Raw genomic sequence first — 25748 nt, forward strand, 5'->3', positions numbered from 1 at the left:
TTCCAGTTCCAAATTTCCCCTCCGCTTCTTTTGCTTTTTTGTTAATTTTTTTAGTTCACCTTATATAGAACGCACAAATAAGGAGCCGTCCTCCGGCTCCTGTTCAACTCAACAACTCAAATTATCATATAATACCAGTGCTAAAAGCCCATCACCGGATGAGGCACGTAAGGCTCCTCAAGCCGGCGGATCTCCTCATCAGTGAGGGTAACCGATACCGCTGCGGCAGCATCCTCCAGATGGCTCATCCGGGTTGCTCCGACTATCGGCGCTGTGACGGGCTTCTTCTGCAGCACCCAAGCTAGTGCCACCTGTGCACGGGGAATCTCCCGCTGCTCCGCAATCTCCTTCAGCCGCAGGGCCACCAGCCGGTCCGCTTCCTCCGTCTGTGCATACAACAGCTTGCCGAACTGATCACTCTCTGAACGGGTGCTCGTCTCCTGCCAGTCCCGGGTCAGCCGGCCACGGGCCAGCGGGCTCCACGGAATTACGCCGATCCCTTCCGCTTCACATAGCGGCAGCATCTCCCGTTCCTCCTCCCGGTACAGCAGATTTACGTAGTTCTGCATCGATACGAACCGGGTCCAGCCATGGCGCTCTGCGGTATGCAGTGCCTTAAGGAATTGCCACGCAGGCATGGAAGAAGCACCGATATAGCGGGCTTTGCCTGCTTTTACCACATCATGCAGGGCTTCCATCGTCTCCTCAACCGGAGTGGCCGGGTCCCAGCGGTGAATCTGATACAGGTCCACATAATCTGTGCCCAGCCGCTTCAGGCTGTGATCGATTTCGCTCAGGATGGCTTTACGCGACAGGCCGCCGCCATTAGGGCCGGGACGCATGCGTCCATGCACCTTGGTGGCCAGCACAATCTCGTCACGGGAGGCGAACTCCTTGAGGGCCCGTCCGACAATCTCTTCACTGGTCCCATCCGAATAGATATTAGCTGTGTCGAAGAAATTAATGCCCACCTCCAGCGCTTTGCGGATAAACGGCCGGCTCTCCTGCTCATTCAGCGACCAGGGATGGGTTCCGCGCTCCGGCACACCATAGCTCATACACCCCAGGCAGATCCGTGATACATCCAGTCCGGTCGTCCCCAGCTTCACATAGTCCATAATCGGCAGCATCCTCCCTATACGTGAAATAGATCCTATGAAATCGATTATAGTATACCTCTACAGCGCCCGAATGGAAAATCTCCCCCTGTTGTCCGCTTGGTCACAACTGCTGTCAATTCTGGATAAAAGGCTTCAGCTTCTGCAGCAGCTCCTGCAATTGCTCTGAACAATTTCCGTACATCTGCTTCGCCGCTTTGTTCTTGGTGGACAGACCGAACAGCTCCAGATCGGCTTCGCATTTCTTCAGCAGCGCATACAGCTGAGGCTTATCCTGCGGCTGTGGCACCTTCACATTGTCGGCATAGAGATCCACGGTAAGCTCACCGTAAGAGTCTACCTGCCCGAGGAAGACATCCTTTACAGTCAGATTCAGCTTTTCCAGCTCAGCCTGCAGCCACTTCCGGGACAGATTCAGCGTATCCAGCGGCTCATCCAGAATCTCACCATCCATAATTACTGCGAGCGTCTCCTTCTCCGGAGCGACCTTTATCCCCAGGTCCTTAGGAGTGAAGGGCTGATTCTCCTTGGTCAAAAGCACATTAATCGCACCATCCGATTCCATAATCGCAAACTCCACATCGGCCACCTTGAAGACATCCTTTTTGCGCAATTCCTCCAGCAGCTCGTCGACGCTCAGTCGCTCTTTTTTCATATTATTCTCCAGAATCTTGCCGTCCTTAATCAGCACCGTCGATTTGAAGTCAATGAAATCCCGGGCCTTCTTACTCTTGATCTGCAGATATTCGATTCCCAGCGAGCAGGCAACCCAGACGCCTAAGGCAATCAGGCCCAGATGCCAGGTCTTATCCGTATCCAGCGAGATATACGCCGCGAGGCTCCCCACCGTAATTCCCGTAATATATTCAAAAAATGACAGCTGCGAAACCTGCCGTTTACCGAGTATCTTGGTTAGAAAAAACATTACGACCACAGCAAACAAGGTCCGCAAGACAACCTCCAGCGCTTCAGGCATTCGAATAACCCCCTGTATTGTGATATTTCATGCTCTGTGTGCTCAGGCATTCTGCTTCAGTATTTGTCAAACCAGGGGTGAATTAACCAAAAGTTTTTGTGCCGGTTGATTATGCTTTGATGAGGCTGGAGTGTTTTTCCAGAATATGAGCTGCGGGAATGCAGATACTAGAATCCGTGGATGATGATCCATTTCTATGTTATGGAGGAGGGAACACCTGATGACTGTCGCCTCACAAGTCAAGACCTGCGTAGCTTCGCTGAAAAGCGCCCAGGCCAGTCTGGAGCAATTCGCCATGGAAACGCAAAATGAAGAAGCCAAGACCCTGTTTACCAATGCCGCCGAGCAGACTCAGCAGATTGTCCAGCAGGTGGAAGGACGCGTAACTGAGCTGGAAAAGGAAGAGCCGCAGTACCGGGGCTTCTAGCCCGGGCGGGCTAAATGAAGAACAGGCTGATCTTAGCGTAGCGAATTGTGCTGCGGGGATCAGCCTTTTTGTCAGGAGGAGATGTTATGTGTTATCGCTTAACGGCATCCACAATCAGCGAGACAAAACCTAATCTTTCCTCTGTATTGCGGTGGTCAAAGCGTCTGGAACGGTAGATAAATCCTCCCTCCTCATCCCAGTGGTTATAATGAAAATGCCCCGATTCATCGCAATATTCCAGCAGTCTGACCTCAAAGCCAGCCGCCGTGAACATGCCTCGCAGAGTATTGTAATTATGTACGATACGGTGGGACGCCGCCGGATGGTCCAGGGGACCCGGTCCCCCGATCTGTACTATTCTTTGATAAGTTTCATCCGGGAAATACCCATCCGGCACTGCACAGCGGATATACCCGCCAGGTGCCAGATACGAATAGCAGGTTCGTGCCGCCTGTATCCCCTCCTCATACGTCAGATGCTCCCAGACATGCTCCGCAAGGATGGCTAGTATAGAGCTTTTCTTGAACCTGACAGTCCACTGTTCTTCTTGCAAAAGATTAAGCTCCCTCTCCTCCGTATGCAGCCATCCCTGGTTATGCCGGCTTCCGCCGCTCCCAATCACCACTTTTAACTGTTCATCCATCAAGATCACTCCTTGTTCGTTACATCCACTATCTGGTATTTATTCTAAGCTTCATTACGCAGATCTGGAATGCAGCGATGTGAGGAGGATATGGAGTTATGTGACTTTCAATTTAGCAAATATTATTCAGACTGTCATTGATAATGGTTATCATTTAAAATGAGAAGTAGACAGATAACGGAGGGGAATCAAGCATCATGCACATCAGCAATCAATTATTGCTTTGGGATCAGGCTGCAATTAAGCTGCTCGATATCCGGCAGAAGGAGTTAGCGCGAGGCGAAGTTCTTCCTCCATTTATAATACCTGCCAATCTATTTTTGCTTTCGGTACAAGGAAGCGCACAAGTTCAGGCAGACCAGGCTGAGTTTGCTTGTACAGGATTTCAACTTTTGCATTGCGGCGAAGGGACAACCCTAAGCATCGTTCCCGTAAACGGCAAATTTATTTACTATATCATTTATTACAAATCCTTGCTTCATGAAGCGAATCCTTTTCAAGAGCAGTATTGTTTCAGCCCTAAGGCTCCTCTTTCACTGTATAACAAAATTCAGCAGATGCATCAGAAATGGGATCAGCCGGAAGAGCGTCTTCATGTAAAAGCACTTTTTTACCAGTTCGTTCATCTGACATTAAAGGAATTGCGCCTGCAAGAGCATGAGACTGAGGGCAGAACCACTTCTGTTGCTGTGCAGGTAATCACTTATATCCAGGAGCATTATGCGGAACCTATTACCTTAGATTCACTTGCGGAAGTGTTCAAATTCAGTGCTTATCACCTGTCATCCTTATTTAAGGAGCATACCGGCATCAGTCCGATAGATTACTTAATCCGCTACCGGCTTGACCTTGCATCAGAGCTTCTAATGACAACAAATGCTTCTGTCGGGGAAATTGCGGCGAGCGTCGGGTATAAAGACGTGTATTATTTCAGCAGGATTTATAAAAAACGAAAGGGTGTATCCCCTGCTCATCATAGAAATAGGGAGCTGAAGCAGCATAAAGTTGCTGAAAGTCCATTAAACATCCCCACATCCTCTATTTCTGATACGGGTGCTGATCTGTATATTAATAATGATAATCATTATCATAATACGGACAAAGGGGATATACATATGTTTAAATCAAAACCAAGCAGATCTGTGGCCATGGCTGCAATCCTGCTGTGCGGCTCCATGCTGATCAGTGCTTGCTCCAACGGGACGAACACAGCGGCGAAGGATTCAAGCAGCGGGAACAATAACGTAAATCAGGCAACTCCGGCTGCCACACAAGAAAGTCCGAAGACGCGGATCGTAACCACTCCAAGAGGAGACATTGAAGTGCCCGCAGAGCCGGTAAAAGTCGCGGCAGACCAATATATGGGCCATTTATTGAAACTGGGCATTGTCCCTGTCGGGGCAAGAACGTTCATGCTCGACGAAGGCTGGATGGACAAGGCGGAGATTCCCCAAGAAACACTCGAAAGAATCGAAGATCTGGGGGAATTCCCGATGAATCTGGAGAAATTAACCATGCTGGAGCCAGACCTCATTATCGGTTCCATCGAAGATTACGTTGACCAATACGAGAAAATTGGCACCACTGTTTTTCTGCCATACTGGGAAGAGTTGTCAACCGCCGGACCACTTGATAAATTCAGAAGCGTAGCCGCGATATTCGGAAAAGAGCAGCAGGCAGAGGATTGGATTGCGGAATACGAACAGAAGGTTGTTGAAGCAAAGTCAAAGGTATTTAACGTCATTAAGGAAGGGGAGACGGTATCGATCGTTCAGTTTGCCGAAAAAACAGTATATGTGTTAGCAGCCACGGGCGGAAATTATGGTTCCTCCACTATCTACGAAATGCTGCAGCTGCCTCCAACAGAAAGTGCCTTACATATGAAAGAGGGGTTCGAATCGATCTCACTTGAGGTGCTTCCTGAATATTTAGGTGATTATATCTTTGTATATAATGGCGATGCTGAGATTACGAGCCAAGCAATGGAAAGTGATATATGGAAAAGTGTGCCTGCCGTGAAGAAGGGGAAAGTATTTTTATACGGGGATAATTATCATGATGAATTTGTCATGGAGGACCCCTATTCTTTGGAGCAGCAGCTGGATACGGTTGTGAACTTGTTACTGGGGACGGATAAATAATTAGACCAACAAGCAGTTGTGTTAAAAAAATTGTATCTTCGCATCCCGCTTAAACAACGGTCCGTTCGCGGAGCGTCCTCACCATGAGCTGACGTATCTCTAACTCAAAAACAAGGGGTGTCTCATGCAGCCAGTTTATGGCTTTTGAGACACCCCTTTTCGCATTCCATTTCGCTTCCTAAAATCCCCTACGCCTTACTCCCCGCCCGCCAACTCAGCGCCGTCTATGAACTCGGCAATACTCAGCTTGCGGCCTGTCCGCGCACTCTCCAGAGCGCCCAGCACCATGGCCATGCTGTAGCGGTTATCGCGGCAATCCGTCTCGGCCGGACGGCCTTCGGCCAGCGAACGGAACATTTCATCGAGGCAGCCCTGGTGAAAGGTCTCCTCCATCTGTACCTCCGGCGCTTCCAGCCGCCCATATTCATGGAGGAACTGGCCGGAGTGTTCACTCCCGGCACTAATCACCTCGGCATACGGCAGATCCCGTCCATCCCAGATCGCAGCTCCCTTTTCACCCTGCACCCGCCATGAAGCTTCCCAGGAGGTAGGCGCGCCTTCCGCACACCAGGAGCCTTGATAGCAGAACACGGAGCCGTCCGACATTTCAAAAATACAGACCGCCGCCGCATTCCCCGCATACCACGATCCCGGCGGATTGAACTCCTGGCAATACACGCTTACCGGATCAGCGCCGCTGATATAGCGGGCCTGATCGAAAGTGTGGATCGCCATATCCAGCAGCAGCGGGCTGTCCATCGCATCCCGGAAACCGCCGAAATGCGGAGCCAGGAAGAAATTCGCGCTGATAGAGCCTGTCCGCCCTATCACCCCTGACGTTATCAGCTCCCGCAATGAGCGGATGCGCGGATCATACCGGCGGTTCTGCATCACCGCATGGCTTCTGCCGGTACGTTCAGCGATATTAACGATTGAATTGCACTGCTCCATCGTCTCTGCCAGCGGCTTTTCTGCGAATACATGGCACCCGGCCTCAAGCGCACTGCTGGCAATACTGTAATGGCTGGCGGGTACCGTCACATCAAATACCAGATTAGCCGCCGTACCCGAAATCGCCTGTTCCACATCAGTAAATACCGGGCAAGTAAGCCCGTGCTTCTCTGCCATGGCCAGAGCGGACTCCCGCCGGATATCCACGAGCGCTACAATCTCTATTCTATCAGCGTGCTTCAGAGCATAGCTGATCCACTCATTAGCCATAGCCCCGCAGCCCGCCACAACCACACGATATCCTGCTGTCATCACTCTTTCCTCCAATTACACCGGGTTCGGGATGAAGCTGCCGCCCCGGCAGGTTTTGAGATAATTCAGTGCATGGACCTGACCGGTCATCTCCAGATCGTCACGGTATACAGGGTCATGCCAGCCTTCAATATCAATCGTGCCCTTGTATCCGGCTTGGCGGAGAATTGAGATCACATCTGTCCAGTTCGTATCCCCGAAGCCCGGCGTACGGTGCCACACATACGGCTGAGGTCCGTGGATTCCGTATTCCTTGATAATATCCCAGGCGATGGTGGCGTCCTTACCGTGGACATGGAAGATCTTATCCGTCCATTTGCGCAGCTGCGGGATCGGGTCAATCAGCTGCACCATCTGGTGGCAGGGCTCCCATTCCAGGCCGAGATTATCGGCATTCACCGCGTTGAACATTTTCTCCCAGGCCGTAGGGTTATGCGCAATATTCCAGTCCCCCTTCTGCCAGTTCCCATCCATCGAGCAATTCTCAAAAGCGATCTTGACCCCGCGCTCCGCCGCCCGCTTCGACAGCTCACCGAACACCTCCGCGAACTTCGGAATCGACTCATCTATAGATACACCTGGCAGACGTCCGGTGAAGCCGGAGACCAGATCCGTCCCGAACAAATGGGCATGATCGATCAGCCGTTCCCAGCTGGCAACCGTATCCGAATTGTCACCTGTCCCTGTAAGCGGATTCCCGAATATGCCGACTGAAGAAATCGTGAAATCATGCTCCGCAGCCAGTTCACGCACCCGTGCCGCTGTTTCCGCCAAATCAGTAGTTCCTGTAGTCTGCCAAAAGGTTAAGCTGAAGGATTCGAATCCATGTCCAATAATCTGCGGAATGACTCTGACCGCATCCCCGCCGCCAACCAGCGTTCCGATTCTCATGGTGTCTTGCATCTTGTATACCACTCCAATATTGGTTTATAGTTAGATCAACAACCCAAGTATATCTGTCATTTCACGTAAAATCTCTACTTATCTTGTGCTAAACTAGCTGAATCTTGCGGGAGTTGAATAAAGATGAACTATCCGAAGGAACTTAAGGAATATCCAAGGCTGGAAGAGAAAACGTATCCGTTCCGTCTCTTCTTCAACAACTGCCGGGAGGTATCTCCTGAGCAGAACATCCTGTTTCTGCACTGGCATGAGCATTTCGAGATCATCATTATGCGCGAAGGCCAGGCCATTTTTCATGTGGACAGCAAGCCTTATGAGGCCGGGCCGGGGGATGTTCTGATGGTGCCCTCCGGCGGGCTTCATGTCGGCTATAGCCAGTGCAGCGGAGACCTGTCGTATGTCTCCATTGTGTTCCATGCCTCGCTGTTCAAGGACCGGAACCAGGATTCCCAGCATGAGCAATTCGTAGCTCCGTACCTTAATAATCTGAATCAATTCCCGGTCATGCCTGCCGCCCAGCAGCCGGAATGCGCCGCGTATTATCATTTGCTGGAGCGTGTGATTGCCGAAGTGGAGGCCAAGCAGCCGGCTTTTCAGCTCGTGGTGAAGAATCAGCTGCACCTGTTCTTTACCCTGATGTCCCGGGCCTTCCCGGCCCGGCAACGCAGCGAGCGGGAGCACAGCGAACGCCATTCGATCCACCGGGAGCGCTTCAAGCCGCTGCTGGAGCACCTGGAGAACCACGCCGATCAGAAGATGTCGATTGAGGCCGCTGCCCGTTTCGTGAATTTGAACCCTTTTCATTTCTGCAAAACCTTCAAGAAGCTCACCGGCCGGACGTTCATCGATTATGTGAATTTCTGCAGAATGGATGAGGCGCAGCGGCTGCTGCTGGAGACGGACCTGACGGTTACCGAGATCTCAGGCCGGGTCGGCTGTGACAATCCGAATTACTTCACTAAGCTGTACAAGCAGTACAAAGGCTTAACCCCTTCCCAGGCGCGGAAGCAGGAGTAAATCCAAGTGCGAGCTCCGGCCAACCATCAGGCTTACGTGGCGCGCACGCCACTCCCGGTCCAATTGTAATCGGTTTTCCGACTACATTCCGTCCGTGCGCCGCTCCCGGTCCAATTGTGATCGGTTTTCCGACTACATTTGGCGCGCACGCCGCTCCCGGTCCAATTGTGATCGGTTTTTCGACTACATTTCGTCCGTGCGCCACTCCCGGTCCAATTGTAATCGGTTTTCCGACTACATTCCGTCCGTGCGCCGCTCCCGGTCCAATTGTGATCGGTTTTCCGACTACATTTGGCGCGCACGGGTAGCGTCAAGAAGTTTGTGTAAGAGAGTAGAAGTACCTCCCCCGGGTTACGGGTTGGGGTGCAGTGTTTCTGGGGGGAGGGGGAACCCCGACCCCCAGAAACTGGATTTCTCTGCTACGCCTCTTCCGGTGCGGGTAAAGAGGGGTAGCGTGTTTCGAATAGCTCTTTTAGCTTCTTTTTAACGGCATCCATGCCAAAGCCTTGGGCGACCCGCCCTGCATGACGTTCATTGTATTCCAGCATCTCCAGGTACACGATTTTCTCTGCCGCATCCATGTTCGTCAGACTGTTCATCGGTTTCAGACGCTTGCGGATTTCCTTGTTCATCCGTTCGATGGGGTTCGACGTGTAGATCGCTTTACGGATCGATTCCGGATACTTGTAGAACGTCAGGAGTGTGGATAACTGTTCCTCCCAGGACCTCATTTCCTTCGGATATAGCTTGTTCCACTTCGCTTTGACCGTATCAAAGTTAGCCCGGGCTACCACTTCATCCGGTGCGGTATATACGGTTTTCAACGCTTCAAGGACATCAGTTTTGTGCTCCATCCGGATTTTAGGGAACGTGGCCCGCACTTTGTGCACTACGCAATGCTGTACATCTGCCTGAGGATAGGTCTCTTTAAACGCCGCATCCAGCCCCGGTAGTCCGTCAAACACACCCAGCAGGACTTCCTGCGCTCCGCGGTCGTACAGGTCTTTGAGTACCTCCCGCCAGCCATTCGAACTCTCTTGGCCGCCCACGTAAAACCCGAGAATTTGACGCTGTCCCTCCTCGTCAATCCCCATCGCAAAGTAGACCACTTCGCCACGGACCGTGCCCCGTTTCAGCTTCACGTACAGCCCATCCAAGTAGATCACGGAGTACCGTTTGCTCAGGGGCCGTTTCTGCCACTGGTGGATATCGTCCAGCACCGTAGCCGTAATATTGCTGACCGTGGTGGGGGAGTAGTGGCTGCCAAACATACTTTCAATGAACCGGGCCACATCCCGCGTGCCCATGCCCGATTTATACATTTGGATGACAGCCTCTTCTAACCATCCGTCCCGCCGCTGGTACGGCTCAAACATCTGCGTTTGGAAAAGGCTTTGGCGGTCCCGGGGCACCTGAAGATCCTCGATATGGCCGTATTTCGTGTGCAAGTCTCGCGTATAATAGCCGTTGCGACTATTACTGGCACCCGATTCTTCACTGTCCATAAACCCCTGGATTTCGGCGCGCAACAGGCGTTCCATGTTGTCTTTCACAAAATCTTTAACAAGTTTTTCAAATAGATTATTCAGAGAACTTTCGGGTAAAATATTCATTGGTAGGGTTCCTCCTTGGTGGTTTCGCAATCCCGAGGATACCCTACTTTTTTGGTGTCTGACTAGACTCCAAATCTTGGTACACAACTTACTTTACGCCATCCGCGCACGCCGCTCCCGGTCCAATTGTGATCGGTTTTTCGACTACATTTCGTCCGTGCGCCACTCCCGGTCCAATTGTGGTCGGTTTAATACGAAAATAAAAGTACCGGAAAATGCGCAGCAGAACGGGTTTTGACAAAAAAAGACCCACCGCCCCAAAAAAACGTTTCGTTTTTTTTGAAAAAGGGAAGACTATTGGATAGGATTTAATTGCACGCTATATCCTAACTGCTGGATATAGTTCACGTACCTATCTAACGTGTTTTTCTTGGACGTCTCATCGCCTAGTGAGACGTCTATTTCTTGGTATGACCTCTTCTCCCGCATCAGGGCATGGAGGATTCGAATCAGCAAATGCGCGGTGGCGACGTTTGCTTTTTTATCGCCTCTTCTCTTACGTATTCGTCGAAAAAATTGGCCGATCCGGTTCGAGGAGCGAGAGTTCGCCCAAGCCGCCTGACACAAGGCCCCTTTCAGATGCTTGTTCCCTTGCATCGTTTTTGACTTTCTTCGCTTTCCCGCGCTTTCGTTGTTCCCTGGACACACCCCCGCCCATGATGCAAACTGCGCATCACTCGGGAACATTTCCGCGACATGCGGCCCCACTTCGGCAAAGATGGTCACGGCAGACGTCCGCTCAATTCCTGGAATGGAGTCAATTTGTTCAATCACCTCCAGGTACGGTTCTGCCTTCGCCTCGATTCGAGCTTCCAGCTCCGTGATCCTTTTCTCCAAATAGACCAAGTGGTCCCAGTGGTCTCGAATCATCTCGCGGTGATGACGGCGCAACTTGCCATTGAGCGCGTCTAGCAACTGCGGAACTTTCTTTTTCAAACGGGTTTTGACCAGGTTTTTAACGGTCCCTTCGTCGATGACCTCGCCGTCCATGATCTTCTGGAGCAGGCCCCGTCCCGAAACCCCATATAGATCGGACATAAAGGTGGTTAGCTTAATGTTGGCATCCTGCAGGATTTTGTGAATGCGGTTTTTCTCCGCCGTCACCGCCTGCACCATCTTACTCCGGTAACGGGTCAAGTCTCGCAAATCCCGGATGTCTTGTTCGGGCACCATACTGCCTTCAATGAGCCCGCAACGGTGCAATTGCGCTAACCAGCGCGCATCTTGCATGTCACTTTTTCGACCCGGCGTATTCTTTACCCGCTGGGCGTTGGCCAAGACCAGATCACAACTGCCCTCTAAGATGTTCCATACCGGTTTCCATAACACGCCCGTACTCTCCATCACCACCTCCCGACAGCCTTGTTCACTCAGCCAATCTTGCAGGCCTAGCAATTCTTTGGTTGTCGTCCCAAAGGTTTTCAGGTGACATTGGGGTTTCTGTTCGATCGGTCCTTTCAACACGCAGGCCACAACGGTTTCCTGGTGCACGTCCAGACCGGCGCAACACATACGTACAGCATCCATTCCAATCATCCTCCATCGTCAGCTTACAAATCATGCGCTCGAGTGAGTGTAATTTAATACACGTACTTTTGGGGGCTACAATAGGCGATGCTCGAAAAGCGCAATAGAACAGTTTTTCGCACGGGGTGTATCCCAGTAACCGTTTCCGCCCTTTGATTTGTATATGTAGTGTTGACGACTACAGCCTCTTTTAGAATGGATGCGACGGATGCCACCCACTTATTTTCATTCCTGGGGGTGACAAGGTCTCTGTCTTGTCATGCCTGTTTTTCGACTACATTTCGTCCGTGCGCCACTCCCGGTCCAATTGTGGTCGGTTTTTCGACTACATTTGGCGCGCACGCCACTCCCGGTCCAATTGTAATCGGTTTTCCGACTACATTCCGTCCGTGCGCCGCTCCCGGTCCAATTGTGGTCGGTTTTTCGACTACATTTGGCTCGCACGCCGCTCCCGGTCCAATTGTGATCGGTTTTTCGACTACATTTCGTCCGTGCGCCACTCCCGGTCCAATTGTGATCGGTTTTCCGACTACATTCCGTCCGTGCGCCGCTCCCGGTCCAATTGTGGTCGGTTTTTCGACTACAACCAGCTAACAGGCCCATCCCCCCTGGCAGCCAAAAAAACACCGCAGGCCATCAAGCAGCCGGCGGTGTTTCCCTGTCTTCAGCTTACATCTCAGATATCTGTACCCAACGCCGCTGCTCAATTGAACGCTCGACCGCTTCCAGCACCGCCTGGCATTTCACGCCGTCGTTGAAGTTCGGCACCGGCTGCCGCCCTTCCTCAATGGCATTCGACAGCTCCAGCATCTCATGAATGAAGGTATGCTCGAACCCGATCGTATGGCCCGGCGGCCACCACGCTTCCGCATAGTCATGGGACGGATCGGTGGCCAGCACCCGGCGGAAGCCCTGCACATCCTCGTCATCCGAGGTCAGGTAGACCTCAAGCTCATTCATCCGTTCAAAATCAAACTTCACACTGCCTAGGCTGCCGTTAATCTCGAAGGAATTGGTCGAACGGTGTCCGGCTGCGAAGCGTGTCGCCTCGAAGCTGCCCAGCGCACCGCTGCTGAAGCGGGCCAGGAACAGTGTGGCATCGTCCACGGTTACCGGACCGCGCGGCGCATCCTTGCCCGCCTTGGCACTCAGTCCAGTCATCTCCGTTGCCAGCGGGCGCTCCTTGACGAAGGTCTCGCTCATGCCGATAACCTCCTCTACATCTCCGACCAGGAAATGAGCCAGATCAATCAGATGCGCCCCCAGATCACCATGCGAGCCTGAGCCTGCAACCTCCTTCTGGAGACGCCAGACCAGCGGGAATTCCGGATCGAGAATCCAGTCTTGCAGGAACCACGCGCGGAAATGATAGATTGTGCCCAGCCGGCCGCTCTCAATCAGCCGCTTCGCCAGCCGGACCGCCGGGGAGAAACGGTAGTTGAAGCCAATCATATGCGCAATTCCCGCCTTTTCGGCAGCCGCAAGCATCTCACGAGAATCCTCCAGATTCAGGGCCAGCGGCTTCTCGCAGAAGATATGCTTGCCTGCGGCGGCAGCCGCCAGGGCAATCTCTTTATGGGCATTGCTTGGCGCATTAATATCGACCAGATCAATATCGCTGCGGGCGATCAGCTCCTTCCAGTCGGTCACACTCTCCGACCAGCCAAGCTGTGCTGCCGCCTCTGTAACCGCTTCCTCATTACGTCCGCAGATGACCGACATTTGCGGCTTAACTGCCTTGGGGAAGAACATTGGCAGACTGCGGTAAGCGTTGCTGTGGGCCTTGCCCATGAATTTATAACCTATCATTCCAATGCGTAGCTGTTTCATTTGGTGCCTCCTCACTGAATAGACTACTCGGTGTACACGCATACATTTTCTCATTCAGGCTGCGCTTTAGTCAAATGGCTTCTTGCAGGATTTATCTACAATGTTACGTGCTGCGGAGCACATTAGATGAAAATCATAATTTCCCAAGTGGAAACGGCTTTGCCGTCCTCTTAAAGGACGGTACCGTTTCAGCGAGAAATAGAAGGATAATTTATCGTGTGAAACATATAATTTCTTATATTTTAAAAAAACAAAAAACGCCCCCTCTGCCAAACGGCAGTAAAGGGACGTTCTTCGTCTGTGTCCGTTCATTATCAGTTAACTGCCCATGTTGTAAAACTTAGCAAGCCCGCCCTCTGAAGTTTCACGGTACCTGCTGTTCATATCGAGGCCTGTCTCATACATCGTCTGTACAACCAGGTCAAAGGATATTTTACGGGTACCCGACAAGAACTTGGCCAGACTCAGCGCATTGATCGCCCGCATCGCACCAACAGCATTCCGTTCAATGCAAGGGATCTGAACCAGTCCTTTAATCGGATCACAGGTTAACCCCAAGTGATGCTCCATGGCCACCTCAGCAGCATACTCGATCTGATCGATCTCCATACCGGACAATTCAGCCAATGCAGCCGCTGCCATAGAGCAAGCCGTGCCTACCTCCGCCTGACAGCCGCACTGAGCGCCGCTGATGGAGGCGTTATGCTTCACCAGATTGCCAATGAGCCCCCCGACGGCCAGCGCCCGGAGAATCCGTTCATCCGGGACCTGCAGCTTCTCCTGCATATAACGGAGCGAGGCGGGCACAACACCACAGGCCCCGCAGGTTGGAGCCGTTACCACTGTACCGGCAGCCGCATTCTGTTCATTCACGGCAAAAGCGTACGCGCTGACGATCCGGTTCTCCCGCGTCTCCGGGCTCTCATCCACAGTCCCCTGATGATACAGATATTGCGCCTTGCGCTCAACATTAAGCCCGCCCTCCAGAATGCCTGTGACAGACAGCCCTTCGTCGATCGAACGCTTCATCGCTTCCCAGATGCCTTGGAGGAACTCCCAGATCTGTGTGCCATCACGCTGCTCAACGTAATCGCTTAGGCGGATATGATTCGCTTTACAATAGGCACTGATCTCGGCAAAGCTGTTCTCCGGGTAGACATCAGGTCCCCGCGTCTCCTCCCGCCCATCAATCACGATCTCCCCGCCGCCGATACTGGCAACACGCATGGAGGCTGTTTGCTGACCACCCTTGTAAGCAAACAAGTCCATTGTATTGGGATGAGGCAGATCAAAGTCAGGCTGCGGAACAAATTGAACCTCCGTCCGGACGGGTGAGAGTGCCCGAATAATAGCCTTATCCGTCATATGGCCTTTGCCTGTTTTGGCAAGAGAACCATAGATCAACGCTTTGAACTGGTCTGCGTCTTCATTTTCTGCTTTTAAGATTCCGGCCGCCTTCTCCGGCCCCATGGTATGGGAGCTGGACGGTCCACTGCCAATCTTGAATAGCTCAGTCAACGATCTCATAGCACCCTTATCCCTTCTCAGTTGTCTTTCCTCTGAAAACGTTCCTTGAGCTTGATCAGCCGCTCTTGAATCCCCTCTTCATCAATCGCCATATCAACCAATTGGTGGGTAAGCTGAAGACCCTGATCCTCTGCCAAAGCTTGTTTCCACGGATGCGCCACAATCGAATGCGTAAGATGCCTTGTAGAGCGGGGGGCCTGCATGATCTGCTCTGCCAGCTCCCAGGCCCGTGGAAGAAGCTGTTCACGAGGCAATACCTCACTGACCAGACCGAGGTCCAGTGCCTCCTCTGCAGTAATGTTCATCCCCGTGTATGCATAGTATGCCGCTTTTTTGCTCCCCAGAATCCTTTGAAGTGCCAGGACGATTCCGTCTCCAGGCGGTACACCACCCAGATAATGGGCATCGAAGAACACGGTGTCTTCCGCACAAAGGGTAATATCACAAAGCGTTCCCAGCTGCCAGTGTGCGCCTGTGCCATTGATCGCCCCAATCGTGGGGATGTCCAGGCAATGAACCATATTTTCAATCATCCGGAGCGATTCATGATACATCTCCAGCTTCCGGCGGTTTGGCCAATCCATGAATTTGGTGGTCCAGACTTCAGGATTGCCGGTCTGCCACAGCTCTCCTGTCCCTGTAAGAATCATGACCTCATTCTCAGGATCACGGCCAATATCTGACCAAACATGACCATATGCGGCTTGGACCGGCCAGTCAAATTGTAACGGTCCCCCGTCAGTGTGCATACGCACTTCGAGTATCCCGTCACGGCGGGTCATGAGGAATAAGTCCTTATATTTCTCCGAGTATTCTTCGAGCCGGGTAGGTCCCGTCATCTTTCTATTGAACATCGTCGCCCCTCAGGCGTCCTTGCATTTTCTTCAGCCGCTCCAGCGCTCCTTCTTCATCAATGGCCATGTCGTACATCTGGTGGGCAAGCTGGAATCCCTGATCGGCGACCAGAGCCTGCTTCCATGGCCGGGAGATAATGGAGTGAGACAGATGTCTTGTTGAACGCGGTGCCTGCATGATCATCTCCGCCAGCTCCCAAGCGCGTGGAAGAAGCTTTTCGCGGGGCAGCACTTCACTGACGATACCCAGATCCAAGGCGGTCTGACCATTGATATTCTTGCCGGTGTAGGCGTAATAGGCTGCTTTTTTGAAACCGATCATGTTCTGCAGTGTGAGCAGCATTCCATCTCCCGGAGGCGTGCCTCCCAGATAATGCGGATCGAAGAAGTCCGCGTCTTCCGTACAAATGGTAATATCGCAGAGCGTTGCAAGCTCACAGTGCGTTCCCGGCCCGTTGACCGCCCCGATGGTCGGGATGTCAATGCAGAAGATCAGATTCTCAAGCAGTCTCAGTGATTCATGATACTGTTCGAGCTTCTTTTGCTTCGGCCAGTCCATGAATTTCGTATTCCAGACCTCAGGGTCGCCAATCAGCCATTTATCCCCGGTTCCCGTAATAATCATGACTTCGTTCTCAGGGTCGCGGCCAATATCTGACCAGGCATGAGACCATGCGGTATGAGCTTCCCAATTGTGCGTGTACGAACCTCCATCCGTGTGCAGACGCACTTCAAGGATTCCGTCACGGCGGGTCATTAACAGGAATTCCTTGTATTTCTCCGAGTACTCTTCGAATTTGGTGGGTCCAATCATACGTCTCTCTGTCATTGTAATTCCTCCTATGTTTGGTTTAGAGCTTAACTGTTTCGTTCAAGCCAGTCTCTGGCAAAAGCTGCATAAGCCGCAGCCCCTCTATGAAGCACCTCATCCGAGAACATTGTCTTAGGATGGTGTACAGGGTAACTATAACCATCTTCGATATTGCCTGCGTTAAGAAACACTGTGGTACTTGGCACCGCCTGTGAGACAAAGGCGAAGTCTTCCGAGCCCATTAATTTGCCGCCGGGTACCAGCTGGGTGATGCCGATGTAGGAATTCTCGCCAAAAGTGTTGGCAATCGAAGCCCTCATTTGCTCATTAAGTCCGCCATCCGTTTTCACCTCAGGACAACCAAGTGTATAGATCACTTCCATCTTTGCCTGAAAAGTTTCTCCGATCCCTGCGGTAATTTCACGGATACGGGTCTCCATTTTATCCCGCAATGCGGTGTTAAATGTACGTACACTGCCTTTCAATCTGGCCGTATCGGGAATTACATTGTTCGTAGTTCCGCCTTCCATCACACCGATGGTAAGGACTGCATGTTCAATCGGCGATATTTCCCGGCTGAGGATACCCTGCAGCGCCAGATGTAGATGAGCAGCCACATTTAAGGGGTCCACTGCGGCCTCCGGCATCGCTCCATGGGAGCCCCTCCCCCGGATGATGATTTCGAACCAATCCGAAGAAGCAGAGATCGCTCCACCTTCCTCAGGCACTACAAATTGTCCGAGAGGAAGCGGCATTCCGGTCAACACATGGAGCATCATGGCTGCATCCACCTTGGGATTGTCCAGAATCCCATTCTCCAGCATCATCTTTGCCCCGTGCAGCGTTTCCTCGCCCGGCTGGAACATAAGCTTAACCGTCCCGCGAAGCTCAGCTTCGTTAGCCTTCAGGATCTCCGCAGCTCCGAGCAGCATGGAAGTGTGCATGTCATGCCCACAGGCATGCATATTTCCATTCAACGACGCGTAAGAGAGCTCCGTTTCCTCTGAAATGGGCAAAGCGTCCATATCCGCACGGATCAGAACCACCTTCCCGTCATGCTGTCCGCCAATGGTAACTGTTAGCCCTGATTCCCCGACGGGAGCGGGCTTCAGCCCCATCGATTCCAATGCCTCTTTTACGTATGCAGTAGTCTTAGGTAAACTTAGATCAAGCTCCGGAACCGTATGAAGATGATGCCTGTACATGACCATTTTGTCCTGCAGCTGATGAGCCATACTCGTTAAGTCTTCAGCTTCTTCACTCACAATGAACATCTCCCGCAACATAAATTAAATGAACGTTTAGTTAGAATGAAGCTTACCCCCTTTATATTTTAGGACTTTTTAAGAACGTTTTTATCGTACTGGCATTTTCATCCGCTGTCAAGATATTTTTAGACTTTTTAAGAACATTTTTTCAGGAGCTGCCGGAACATTGTAATATCACATTTATTGTGATATAACTCTTTTGATTGAACTGTTCATGAAAGGAATCTATTATGAAAATCAAGCTGGGTATTATCACGCCAGAGTCCCATATGGATTATTTCCGCGCCATTGAAGAAGAAATGCGGCCCCTATGCCAATTCCGCTTCCTTACCATCAGCAACTTCCGGGAAACAACGGACATTTATCTCAAAAACCTGGATTCGGTCGATGGATTTGTGATCAGCGGGAGGATGCTTTACGAGGCTATCGACAAGGAATGCCTGGATGACAAGGTACCTGTTCACATTTTGCATGATGATGAGAATCTGCTGTACAGAGAGCTTTTCCGGCTGCTGGTTACCGAACCTGAACTTGATATCTCCCGGGTCTATGTGGATTATGCGTATGTTATTGAGTCCTTCAGCGAATTCCAGCAATATCTGACTCATGAAGGAAAGCCCGTTAACAGCGGAAATCTGCTGGAGCGGGTGGAGACCATGCTGGAGAACCATATCACGCTGTGGGAAGATAAGAAAATAGACCTGTCCATCACGGCCTTCGGTCACTTTGTTCCAGAACTCCAAAAGCACGGCGTCAAATATATCTTAATCCGGCCTACACTGGAGAGCGTTAAAGAGACCATCAGCGAGATCATTAACGAAATTACCATCCTCAAGCTTAAGAACCAGAGGGCAGTGGTCGCATGTCTATCGGTCCAACATGAGCAGCAGTCGTCCGAAGAGGAGCTTCACGAGCTGAACGTCCTGGTCGGCAATTTTCTGCGCAGCGTGAATCTGGCAGACACGGCCCAAATCTCAGAAGGCTATGTCAGACTGTATACCACCTACGGCAATTTCATGAGAATTACCTCTAACGCTCATAATTGTTCCCTGCTGGAGTATCTGGAGGAGCGCATACAGGGCAAGGTGAAGATCGGGTGGGGCTCGGGGCATGAATATTTTCAAGCGAACGTTAACGCCACCAAGGCTCACAGACAGGCGGAAGCCTATACGGGCAGTTCCAGCTTTTTCATAGACGAGAATCAGAAGGTTGCCGGCCCCATGCGTAGCATGAATGTCATCCAGTTCTCTGAACAGGGGGACCCGGAAATCATCGACTTAGCCAAGAGGATCGGAATCAACAACATCAATTTGCAGAAAATCATATCCTACGCAGAAATCATGCGGACCAATAAGCTATCCTCTGAGGATGTTGCACAGTGCCTGTCCATGACCGTCAAAGGTGCCAACCGAATTCTTAACAAAATTGAGGAAAGCAAACAAGTACAAACGGTATTTGAAAAAAGGGACAACAGTAAGGGGCGGCCCAAAAAATATTATGAGCTGTTGTTTCTCAGCAGTGATGGGCGCAAATTAAGCGGATGATACACGGATTCATTTGGCAAAAAGGTATGTTTTCAAAATAGAAAACATGCCTTTTTTGCGCTTTTTACCAAGTTAAACGGCTTCTTGGCTGGACGACCAGTGCTGCACATGCTGCAAAAACCGCCGCGTGGCCGGTGAAGCATATTTCATCGAGTTGACCGCGATGCCAAGCGAACGGAAGCTCCGCTCCTCCAGCTCAAGCATGGCAACACGCTCATGCTGGAACCCGGTGACCAGCTCCGGGAGGATGCTGATGCCCAGGCCTTTTTCCACCATGGCAATAATGGCATAATCGTCCCCGGCCGAGAACTTGACGTTCGGCTTGATGCCCGCCTTCTCCAGCACCCGCTGCACATCATAATCCGAACCTGGCTTCGGAATGATGAAGTCCTCGTAGGCGATCTGAGCCAGCGGCATATAAGGCGCTTTGCTCAGCGGATGGTCCATAGAGAGGATAGCCAGCATCCGGTCCTGCTTCAGCGGGAACACCTCGAATTTCTCGCGGGTTGGCAAGGATAGAAAGCCGCAATCAACCACCCCGGCCTCGATCCACTGCTCAATCTCCAGATAACCGCCCTCCATCAGCTTGAACTCAATGTACGGATATTCCTCACGGAACTGCTTGATGATATCTGGCAGCCAATGGACAGAGACACTGGTAAAGGTACCGATCGTAATCGTCCCTGTCTCCAGCCCGTGAATATCCGCTACCTGCTGCTTCAGCTGCTCATTCCAGTTCAGAATCTCCCTGATCGGCTGAAGCACCTGCTCCCCGTTCACCGTCAGCTTCACGCCCGAACGGCTGCGCACGAGCAGCGGGAAGCCGAACTCGTGCTCCAGGCTGCTCAGTGTGTGGCTGATGCCGGATTGGGTGAAGCCCAGCACCTCTGCGGCCCGCGTCAGACTGCCCAGCTCCACCACTTTCAGGAACACTTCGTACTTAATCAGACTCATGTCCAGTCTCCTCGCCCAACATGAGAATTACTCATGTATCTTATGATAAACATTCAGTTACCTTATGTATTCGAGCGTATTATACTATATTCACTTGAAATAAAGAAGGATGATGACTGAATGAAGCCGCTGAAGGCCGAGCTAATGCTCATTGTAGTAACACTGTTCTGGGGCTCCTCCTACCTGTTCATGAAGCTGGGACTGGGTACACTGGGAGAATTCAATCTGATCGCACTGCGCTTCGGGCTGGCTTTCATTCTTGCGGGGCTGCTGTTCCGCAAACGGCTGCGCAGTGTGAATGCCAGAACCTTGAAATACGGAGCCTTGCTCGGCTTCCTGCTGCTTGGCGTATTCACCTGCATTACCTTCGGGCTGAAGACCACAACGACCTCTAATGCCGGTTTCCTGGTCGCTCTGACTGTTGTGTTCGTTCCGGTGCTGGAGGTTCTGGTCTTCCGCAAAAAAGTCGCACCCCCGCAGATCTTCGGCGCCGTTCTCGCCATCAGCGGCATCGGGCTGCTTACGCTGAACGGATCGCTGCAAATCCAGCCTGGTGATCTCCTCTGTATTCTGTCCGCAGTATTCTACGCGGTGCAGATTCTAGTGACGGGCCGGGCGGTCAAGACCTGCGACTCACTAAATATCGGCATTCTGCAGCTAGGCTTCGCCGGGGGCTATGCCCTGATTCTATCCGCTATCTTCGAGACCCCTTCGCTGCCGTCCACCCTTCCGGGCTGGATCGCGATTCTGGCTCTGGGGATCTTTTGCAGCGCCTGCGGGTTCATCCTGCAGCCGGTTGCCCAGAAGTACACTACACCGACCCGCACCGGTCTGATCTTCGCACTGGAGCCGGTATTCGCCGCCTTCTTCGGTTACTTGTTCGTACACGAACAGCTCTCGCTCCAGGGCTATACCGGTGCCGCCCTTGTGCTGCTTGGCATTCTGGCCTCAGAGCTGCTGGGCAAGCTGCATATGGTTCCTCCGGCAAGGCTGCTGAGGAAGCGGCGGGCGCACTTATAGCTTCTTCTGGCAGATCGAGTAGATGCGGAACAATTACCTTAGGCGTTCATCTACTCCTCCCTTCAGGCTAAAGCTACTCCCTCGCGCCGCTCCCGGTCCAATTGTAATCGTTTTTTCGATCACATTCGCCCCTCATCACATTCATTGCGAAGAACAAAAAACGCCCCCTTGCCAACCGGCAGTAAGGGACGTTATTGATGTGCATATAACATGCGTATATAACTTGTATCTACATGTACCTATACTATGCTTTAACAGTTGTGGCAGATTAATGCCCCATCATCATCGCGGCATCCGTCTGCTGTTCTTCAGGAGAAGGTGCAGCGCCTGCTGCTTTCGGACGGCGCAGAATCAGACTGAGCACCACACCAGCTACGGCGATGCAGCCCGAAAGGAAGAAGACATCCCCGAAGCCTTGCACGGCAGCGGCAAGCGGATTGCTTCCGGCCGCCATTTTACCCATATGCACGGTAATCTGGCTGGTCAGGTAACCGGTCATGCCGGCAACGGCGAACGATACTACAACCTGCTGGGCAGCGGCGGTAAGCGGGGTAACCCGGTTCACCCATTCACGCGGCGCAGAGTTTAGAACATGGGTATTGACCGGCATCATCGACAGGCCCATACCAAGGCCCATCATGACCAGACACAGCATAATAATAGGAAGGCTAGTGTCTACTGTAACTCCTGAGAGCAAGAACAGGGCCGTCGATATAATACTGAGACCTACAAATACCAGTGGACGCGCACCGATCCGGTCAAACAAGCGGCCGCCCAGCGGCATCCCTACTCCGGAAGCCAGTGCCTGGGGAAGCAGGATCAGCCCAGTCTCAAGCGGCGTGTAATTGCGGATTTGCTGAAGATACAGCGGAACGAACAGCATGGAGCCGAACAATGCCGCCTGAGTGACCCAAGACAAAATAATTCCGCGCGTGAAGTCTGAGGAACGGAAGACGCGCAGCTCCAGCAGCGGATGCTTTTGCAGCAGTTCAACAATGACAAATACGATCAATGCGGCTCCGCCAACCGACAAGCCTACGATAGCCCCGGTTGAAGTCCAGCTCTCTCCGCCGCCTTGATTGACGCCATAAGCCAGCATCGAGAAGGCGAGCGGAGCCAGAATGATTCCGAAGATATCGAGGTGGGCTCTTCCCTTTTTCTCAGTCACCGGCAAATATTTAAGACCCAGAATAATACCTACAATACCAATTGGCAGGTTAATCAGGAAAATCCAGTGCCAGCTCACATACTCCACCAGCCATCCCGAAAGAATCGGCCCCAGGGCCGGAGCCAGCAGCATAGGAATCCCGAGCATCCCCATAATAGAGCCTCTGCGCTCTGGCGGAGCGAGTCTGAAGACCATCGCCATACCGATTGGAGCAACCATGCCGCCGCCAAGGCCTTGAATGACGCGGAACAAGACGAGCTGCCCCGAGGTCTGAGCTACAGAGCATAACACAGAGCCAAGAACGAACATGGCAATGGTCGTCAGGAATACCTGCTTGGACCCGAACCGGTCCGTCATATAGCCGGCCAGCGGAATTACAGCAGCAAGGGCAAGCGTGTAGCCGGTAATCGCCCATTGAACGGTTTTCAGATCCGTATCGAAATATTGCACCAGATTCGGAACGGCCACATTGACCGCGGTGCTATCCAGAATAACCATAATCATGCCGACAATAATCGCCAGCAATGGTGGCAGTATAGCTCTCAGCGAGAACGGCGCCTCTGCTGCTGCGGTGTTACTTGGATTCATAGGTTTTGACATTCTCTTGTCCACTCTTCTCTCTGTTAGAAATTAATGATATTTGTGAAAATACAGCTCAAACAACCCGTCAATCTGTTCCTCCAGCGGGGCCAGCCTGAAAATCTGCTGAAGATCCTCACGCTCCTTCGGCAAGCTGCTCACCATAATTACCGGGAAGACAATCGCCCCGTAGATCTGCATATTCATCATCATGAGCTTATCGCGGTCCTGTTCTCCGGTAATCTCCCCAAGTGCGTCCAGAATCCGCTCAATCCGCATCAGCTTGGAATATTTCGCATATTCATCATGAGAGCCCATGATATGATGCCGCTGGTCAAGCATCTGCCGGGCCATGCCGGGATAGCGGCCCAGATTGACAATGTACCGCTTGAAGAACAGCTTCAAGCGCTCTTTTGGCGGCAAAGATGTATCCTCCAGGACCTTAAAGGCATCGTCAAAAGTCGCCATAAGCTGCTTGACCGCATCGCCGAACAGCTTCTCCTTGGAGCCGTAGTAGTAGTTCACCAGCGCCAGATTGGTCTCTGCCCGCGCTGCGATACTGCGCAGGGTGATGCAGCGGAATCCCTCCTCACGGATTAAGTCCACGGTGGCATCCAGAATATTCTGCTTCGTATCTTTATCCGTTGAATCCGTCTTACCGTCCGGTTTGGCCATAATGAAGATTGCCGCCCTCCTCTGTCACAGAATCTTAATCCTTGATCTAATCATCGATTTAAACATTGTTTAATTCGAATTTAAAATTACTCTCTTTCCTGCATTCTGTCAACAGAAATATAAAGGGAGAATTCCTGCAGCTATACTTAAGCTGTGGAATTCTCCCTTGGGGGTAAAGTGATGTCTTATGTGAAGCTAGGGTTGGGCCGGGCTGGCCCATACTTCACTGGCTGCCTGAACCGGCGTTAGAGTCAGCTCGCTGAGCTTGCCGGAAGCACCTAGTTCCAGAGTCAGTACAGCCTCCGCTTTGGTGAATGACAATACGCTTACAATCGTCATTACTCCATCCTGCTGTGTGCTTGTGGTCGATTTCACTCCCAGGAAACTGCCCGCCGGCGTGCTGATTCCTTCCCAGCTTTGCTGGAGCACCGGAAGAGCAGCGGGCTCTGCATCCTTGGCGTAATACCGCTCCTTCAGCGCCGGATAGTTACCGGTTACAAGCAGTCCTGCTACGGCACCTGCCATTACCTCTGGTGTATATACTTCAACCTGGCCTGTTTCCGGATTATAGGAAGTGACTAACCCGATTGCTGCAAAAAAAGTCAGCGGCGCGTACGCCTTTTTTTGTTTTAACTCAAAGCCGCCTGTAAACGGGACTTTGTTCTTGCCATCCATCACAAGCTCCTTACCGGAGAGTCTGAACTGAATGCTCTCCTGGAACCGTTCCAGCAGGAACGTCCCGGTAGCTCCACTAAAGGTGACCTTATACTTGAGAGCTTCTACCGTCTCCCGTAGTGGAAGCATGGCATCCGGTCCGTCTGTATAAGCCGATGCCCCAGCCGTCTGCAATTCCTGTCCGTTCACGATAATCCTCAAGCTGCCGGCGGCACTAACATTATGACTGGTCAATACACCTGCTCCTGCTGCAAATAACATTACACTAAGGAATACGGCTGCGATTCTTTTGAACAAATCGATCCCACCTCTCCTGTATTACAATATTATGCGCGCATGCTTCAGAGATTAACCTTACATTATCCATTAACCCTCCAGTACAGCTTTGGAACAGCCCTACTCCACTTTGAAGTTAAAATATTGCTTCGGGTATGGCTCCTTAATCAGTGTGAAATGCCACCATTCCTTGGCGTAGGGCTTGAAGCCCTGCTTCACCATCGCATCCTTCAGCAGCTTCCGGTTCACATGCTGGGTGCTGCTGATGAGCGTCGTATTATAGTAAGAGATTTCGCCGAAAAAATCATAAGGGCTGCCCATATCCACCAGCTTGCCTGTATCTTTGTGGGCCAGGGTCAGGTCGATCGTGCTGCCCCGGGAGTGCCCGGATTTCTTGGCGATGAAGCCCAGCTTGAACAGATTCCGCTTGTCCAGCTTCGGATAATATTGCGGCTTCATCTTCAGATCGGCGGCATCCTGTGACCAGCGCACGAAGTGATTAACGGCTTGCTGCGGACGGTAAGCATCATAGATCCGCAGGATATAACCCTTCTGCTCCAGATTTTCGCTAACCTTCTTCAGCGCAGCGGCGGCAGTCTTCGAGAAGATCGCGAGCGGTGCTTTATATCCGTCCACCCTGGTGCCGGTAAAATTATTCTCACTATAATAACGGATCTCATATTGCGCCGAGGGAAGTACCTCATCCAGATAGACAAAACCGCCGGGAAGATTATTTTTCTTCACAACTGTACTTGATGTAAACGGTGTCTCAGGAGTCACGGGCGCTGCTGTAGCTGTTGTCTTGACACCCAGAAACACAGCCCCGCTTACAATCATAACTCCTAGCAGTAATCCGAGTCTTGTGCCTGTATCTCGCAGCTTGTTCACAATGCTTACTCCTCACCTTCCTTATCCCATATTTACCCTTCCAGTATATGT

Annotated in this window: 23 protein-coding genes; 5 read left to right on the forward strand and 18 right to left on the reverse strand. The window is 51.8% G+C overall.

The window, feature by feature from the left end:
• Window positions 1–140 precede the first annotated feature (140 nt).
• On the reverse strand, window positions 141–1118 hold the full coding sequence (locus NSU18_RS04600) for an aldo/keto reductase (RefSeq protein ID WP_341023308.1): 978 nt from the start codon (window positions 1116–1118) through the stop codon (window positions 141–143).
• A 115-nt stretch (window positions 1119–1233) separates the two neighbouring features.
• Complete coding sequence (locus NSU18_RS04605; protein WP_341148366.1) at window positions 1234–2094, reverse strand: DUF421 domain-containing protein; 861 nt, start codon at window positions 2092–2094, stop codon at window positions 1234–1236.
• 220 nt (window positions 2095–2314) lie between these two features.
• Here NSU18_RS04605 and NSU18_RS04610 point away from each other — a divergent pair, with 220 nt between their 5' ends.
• The gene (locus NSU18_RS04610) at window positions 2315–2521 is read left to right on the forward strand and encodes a DUF1657 domain-containing protein (RefSeq protein WP_036728736.1); all 207 of its coding nucleotides are present in this window, start codon (window positions 2315–2317) and stop codon (window positions 2519–2521) included.
• A 91-nt stretch (window positions 2522–2612) separates the two neighbouring features.
• Here NSU18_RS04610 and NSU18_RS04615 read toward each other — a convergent pair whose 3' ends face one another.
• The gene (locus NSU18_RS04615) at window positions 2613–3164 is read right to left on the reverse strand and encodes a class I SAM-dependent methyltransferase (RefSeq protein WP_341148367.1); all 552 of its coding nucleotides are present in this window, start codon (window positions 3162–3164) and stop codon (window positions 2613–2615) included.
• 197 nt (window positions 3165–3361) lie between these two features.
• Between NSU18_RS04615 and NSU18_RS04620 the strand changes: the two genes are divergently transcribed.
• Window positions 3362–5305: an AraC family transcriptional regulator gene (locus NSU18_RS04620; protein ID WP_341148368.1), complete on the forward strand. Its 1944-nt coding sequence runs from the start codon at window positions 3362–3364 to the stop codon at window positions 5303–5305.
• Between the two features lie 195 nt (window positions 5306–5500).
• Here the strand turns inward: NSU18_RS04620 and NSU18_RS04625 are convergent, their stop codons facing one another.
• Both NSU18_RS04625 and NSU18_RS04630 read right to left on the reverse strand, forming a co-directional pair.
• Window positions 5501–6568, reverse strand: coding sequence for a Gfo/Idh/MocA family protein (locus NSU18_RS04625; protein WP_341021612.1), 1068 nt, complete (start codon window positions 6566–6568; stop codon window positions 5501–5503).
• A 15-nt stretch (window positions 6569–6583) separates the two neighbouring features.
• Entirely contained in the window at window positions 6584–7471 is an 888-nt protein-coding gene (locus NSU18_RS04630) for a sugar phosphate isomerase/epimerase family protein (protein WP_341021611.1), read from the reverse strand.
• Between the two features lie 123 nt (window positions 7472–7594).
• Between NSU18_RS04630 and NSU18_RS04635 the strand changes: the two genes are divergently transcribed.
• The gene (locus NSU18_RS04635; protein ID WP_341148369.1) at window positions 7595–8488 is read left to right on the forward strand and encodes a helix-turn-helix transcriptional regulator; all 894 of its coding nucleotides are present in this window, start codon (window positions 7595–7597) and stop codon (window positions 8486–8488) included.
• 419 nt (window positions 8489–8907) lie between these two features.
• Here NSU18_RS04635 and NSU18_RS04640 read toward each other — a convergent pair whose 3' ends face one another.
• The 8 genes from NSU18_RS04640 to NSU18_RS04675 form a co-directional block, all read right to left on the reverse strand.
• The gene (locus NSU18_RS04640) at window positions 8908–10101 is read right to left on the reverse strand and encodes an IS256 family transposase (RefSeq protein ID WP_341148370.1); all 1194 of its coding nucleotides are present in this window, start codon (window positions 10099–10101) and stop codon (window positions 8908–8910) included.
• 294 nt (window positions 10102–10395) lie between these two features.
• Entirely contained in the window at window positions 10396–11628 is a 1233-nt protein-coding gene (locus NSU18_RS04645; protein ID WP_341148273.1) for an IS110 family transposase, read from the reverse strand.
• 257 nt (window positions 11629–11885) lie between these two features.
• Window positions 11886–12128, reverse strand: coding sequence for a hypothetical protein (locus NSU18_RS04650; RefSeq protein ID WP_341148371.1), 243 nt, complete (start codon window positions 12126–12128; stop codon window positions 11886–11888).
• Between the two features lie 169 nt (window positions 12129–12297).
• Complete coding sequence (locus NSU18_RS04655; RefSeq protein WP_341021609.1) at window positions 12298–13458, reverse strand: Gfo/Idh/MocA family protein; 1161 nt, start codon at window positions 13456–13458, stop codon at window positions 12298–12300.
• 318 nt (window positions 13459–13776) lie between these two features.
• Window positions 13777–14985: an L-serine ammonia-lyase, iron-sulfur-dependent, subunit alpha gene (locus NSU18_RS04660; RefSeq protein ID WP_341148372.1), complete on the reverse strand. Its 1209-nt coding sequence runs from the start codon at window positions 14983–14985 to the stop codon at window positions 13777–13779.
• Window positions 14986–15002: 17 nt separating this feature from the next.
• Window positions 15003–15839: an enoyl-CoA hydratase/isomerase family protein gene (locus NSU18_RS04665; protein WP_341148373.1), complete on the reverse strand. Its 837-nt coding sequence runs from the start codon at window positions 15837–15839 to the stop codon at window positions 15003–15005.
• Window positions 15829–16668, reverse strand: a complete 840-nt coding sequence (locus NSU18_RS04670; RefSeq protein WP_341148374.1) for an enoyl-CoA hydratase/isomerase family protein — start codon at window positions 16666–16668, stop codon at window positions 15829–15831. Before NSU18_RS04670 ends, NSU18_RS04665 begins: the two co-directional genes overlap by 11 nt.
• Before the next feature lie 29 nt (window positions 16669–16697).
• Window positions 16698–17924 (reverse strand): M20 metallopeptidase family protein, encoded by a 1227-nt coding sequence (locus tag NSU18_RS04675; RefSeq protein WP_341150983.1) that lies wholly within the window; start codon window positions 17922–17924, stop codon window positions 16698–16700.
• A gap of 224 nt (window positions 17925–18148) precedes the next feature.
• Here NSU18_RS04675 and NSU18_RS04680 point away from each other — a divergent pair, with 224 nt between their 5' ends.
• Window positions 18149–19462: a transcriptional regulator gene (locus tag NSU18_RS04680; protein ID WP_341148375.1), complete on the forward strand. Its 1314-nt coding sequence runs from the start codon at window positions 18149–18151 to the stop codon at window positions 19460–19462.
• 72 nt (window positions 19463–19534) lie between these two features.
• Here NSU18_RS04680 and NSU18_RS04685 read toward each other — a convergent pair whose 3' ends face one another.
• Window positions 19535–20416, reverse strand: coding sequence for a LysR family transcriptional regulator (locus NSU18_RS04685; protein ID WP_341021602.1), 882 nt, complete (start codon window positions 20414–20416; stop codon window positions 19535–19537).
• A gap of 120 nt (window positions 20417–20536) precedes the next feature.
• On the opposite strand from NSU18_RS04685, the gene NSU18_RS04690 reads away from it, so the two are divergent.
• Window positions 20537–21436: a DMT family transporter gene (locus NSU18_RS04690; RefSeq protein WP_341148376.1), complete on the forward strand. Its 900-nt coding sequence runs from the start codon at window positions 20537–20539 to the stop codon at window positions 21434–21436.
• 268 nt (window positions 21437–21704) lie between these two features.
• Here the strand turns inward: NSU18_RS04690 and NSU18_RS04695 are convergent, their stop codons facing one another.
• The 4 genes from NSU18_RS04695 to NSU18_RS04710 all read right to left on the reverse strand — a co-directional run bounded on the left by NSU18_RS04695 (window position 21705) and on the right by NSU18_RS04710 (window position 25697).
• Window positions 21705–23192, reverse strand: coding sequence for a DHA2 family efflux MFS transporter permease subunit (locus tag NSU18_RS04695; protein WP_341021599.1), 1488 nt, complete (start codon window positions 23190–23192; stop codon window positions 21705–21707).
• A gap of 42 nt (window positions 23193–23234) precedes the next feature.
• Entirely contained in the window at window positions 23235–23858 is a 624-nt protein-coding gene (locus NSU18_RS04700; protein ID WP_341148377.1) for a TetR/AcrR family transcriptional regulator, read from the reverse strand.
• Window positions 23859–24053: 195 nt separating this feature from the next.
• The gene (locus tag NSU18_RS04705; RefSeq protein ID WP_341021596.1) at window positions 24054–24830 is read right to left on the reverse strand and encodes a stalk domain-containing protein; all 777 of its coding nucleotides are present in this window, start codon (window positions 24828–24830) and stop codon (window positions 24054–24056) included.
• 99 nt (window positions 24831–24929) lie between these two features.
• Window positions 24930–25697 (reverse strand): M15 family metallopeptidase, encoded by a 768-nt coding sequence (locus NSU18_RS04710; protein ID WP_341148378.1) that lies wholly within the window; start codon window positions 25695–25697, stop codon window positions 24930–24932.
• Between the last annotated feature and the right edge of the window lie 51 nt (window positions 25698–25748).

Source organism: Paenibacillus sp. FSL H8-0048 (assembly GCF_038002825.1).
Taxonomy (GTDB): domain Bacteria; phylum Bacillota; class Bacilli; order Paenibacillales; family Paenibacillaceae; genus Paenibacillus_AQ.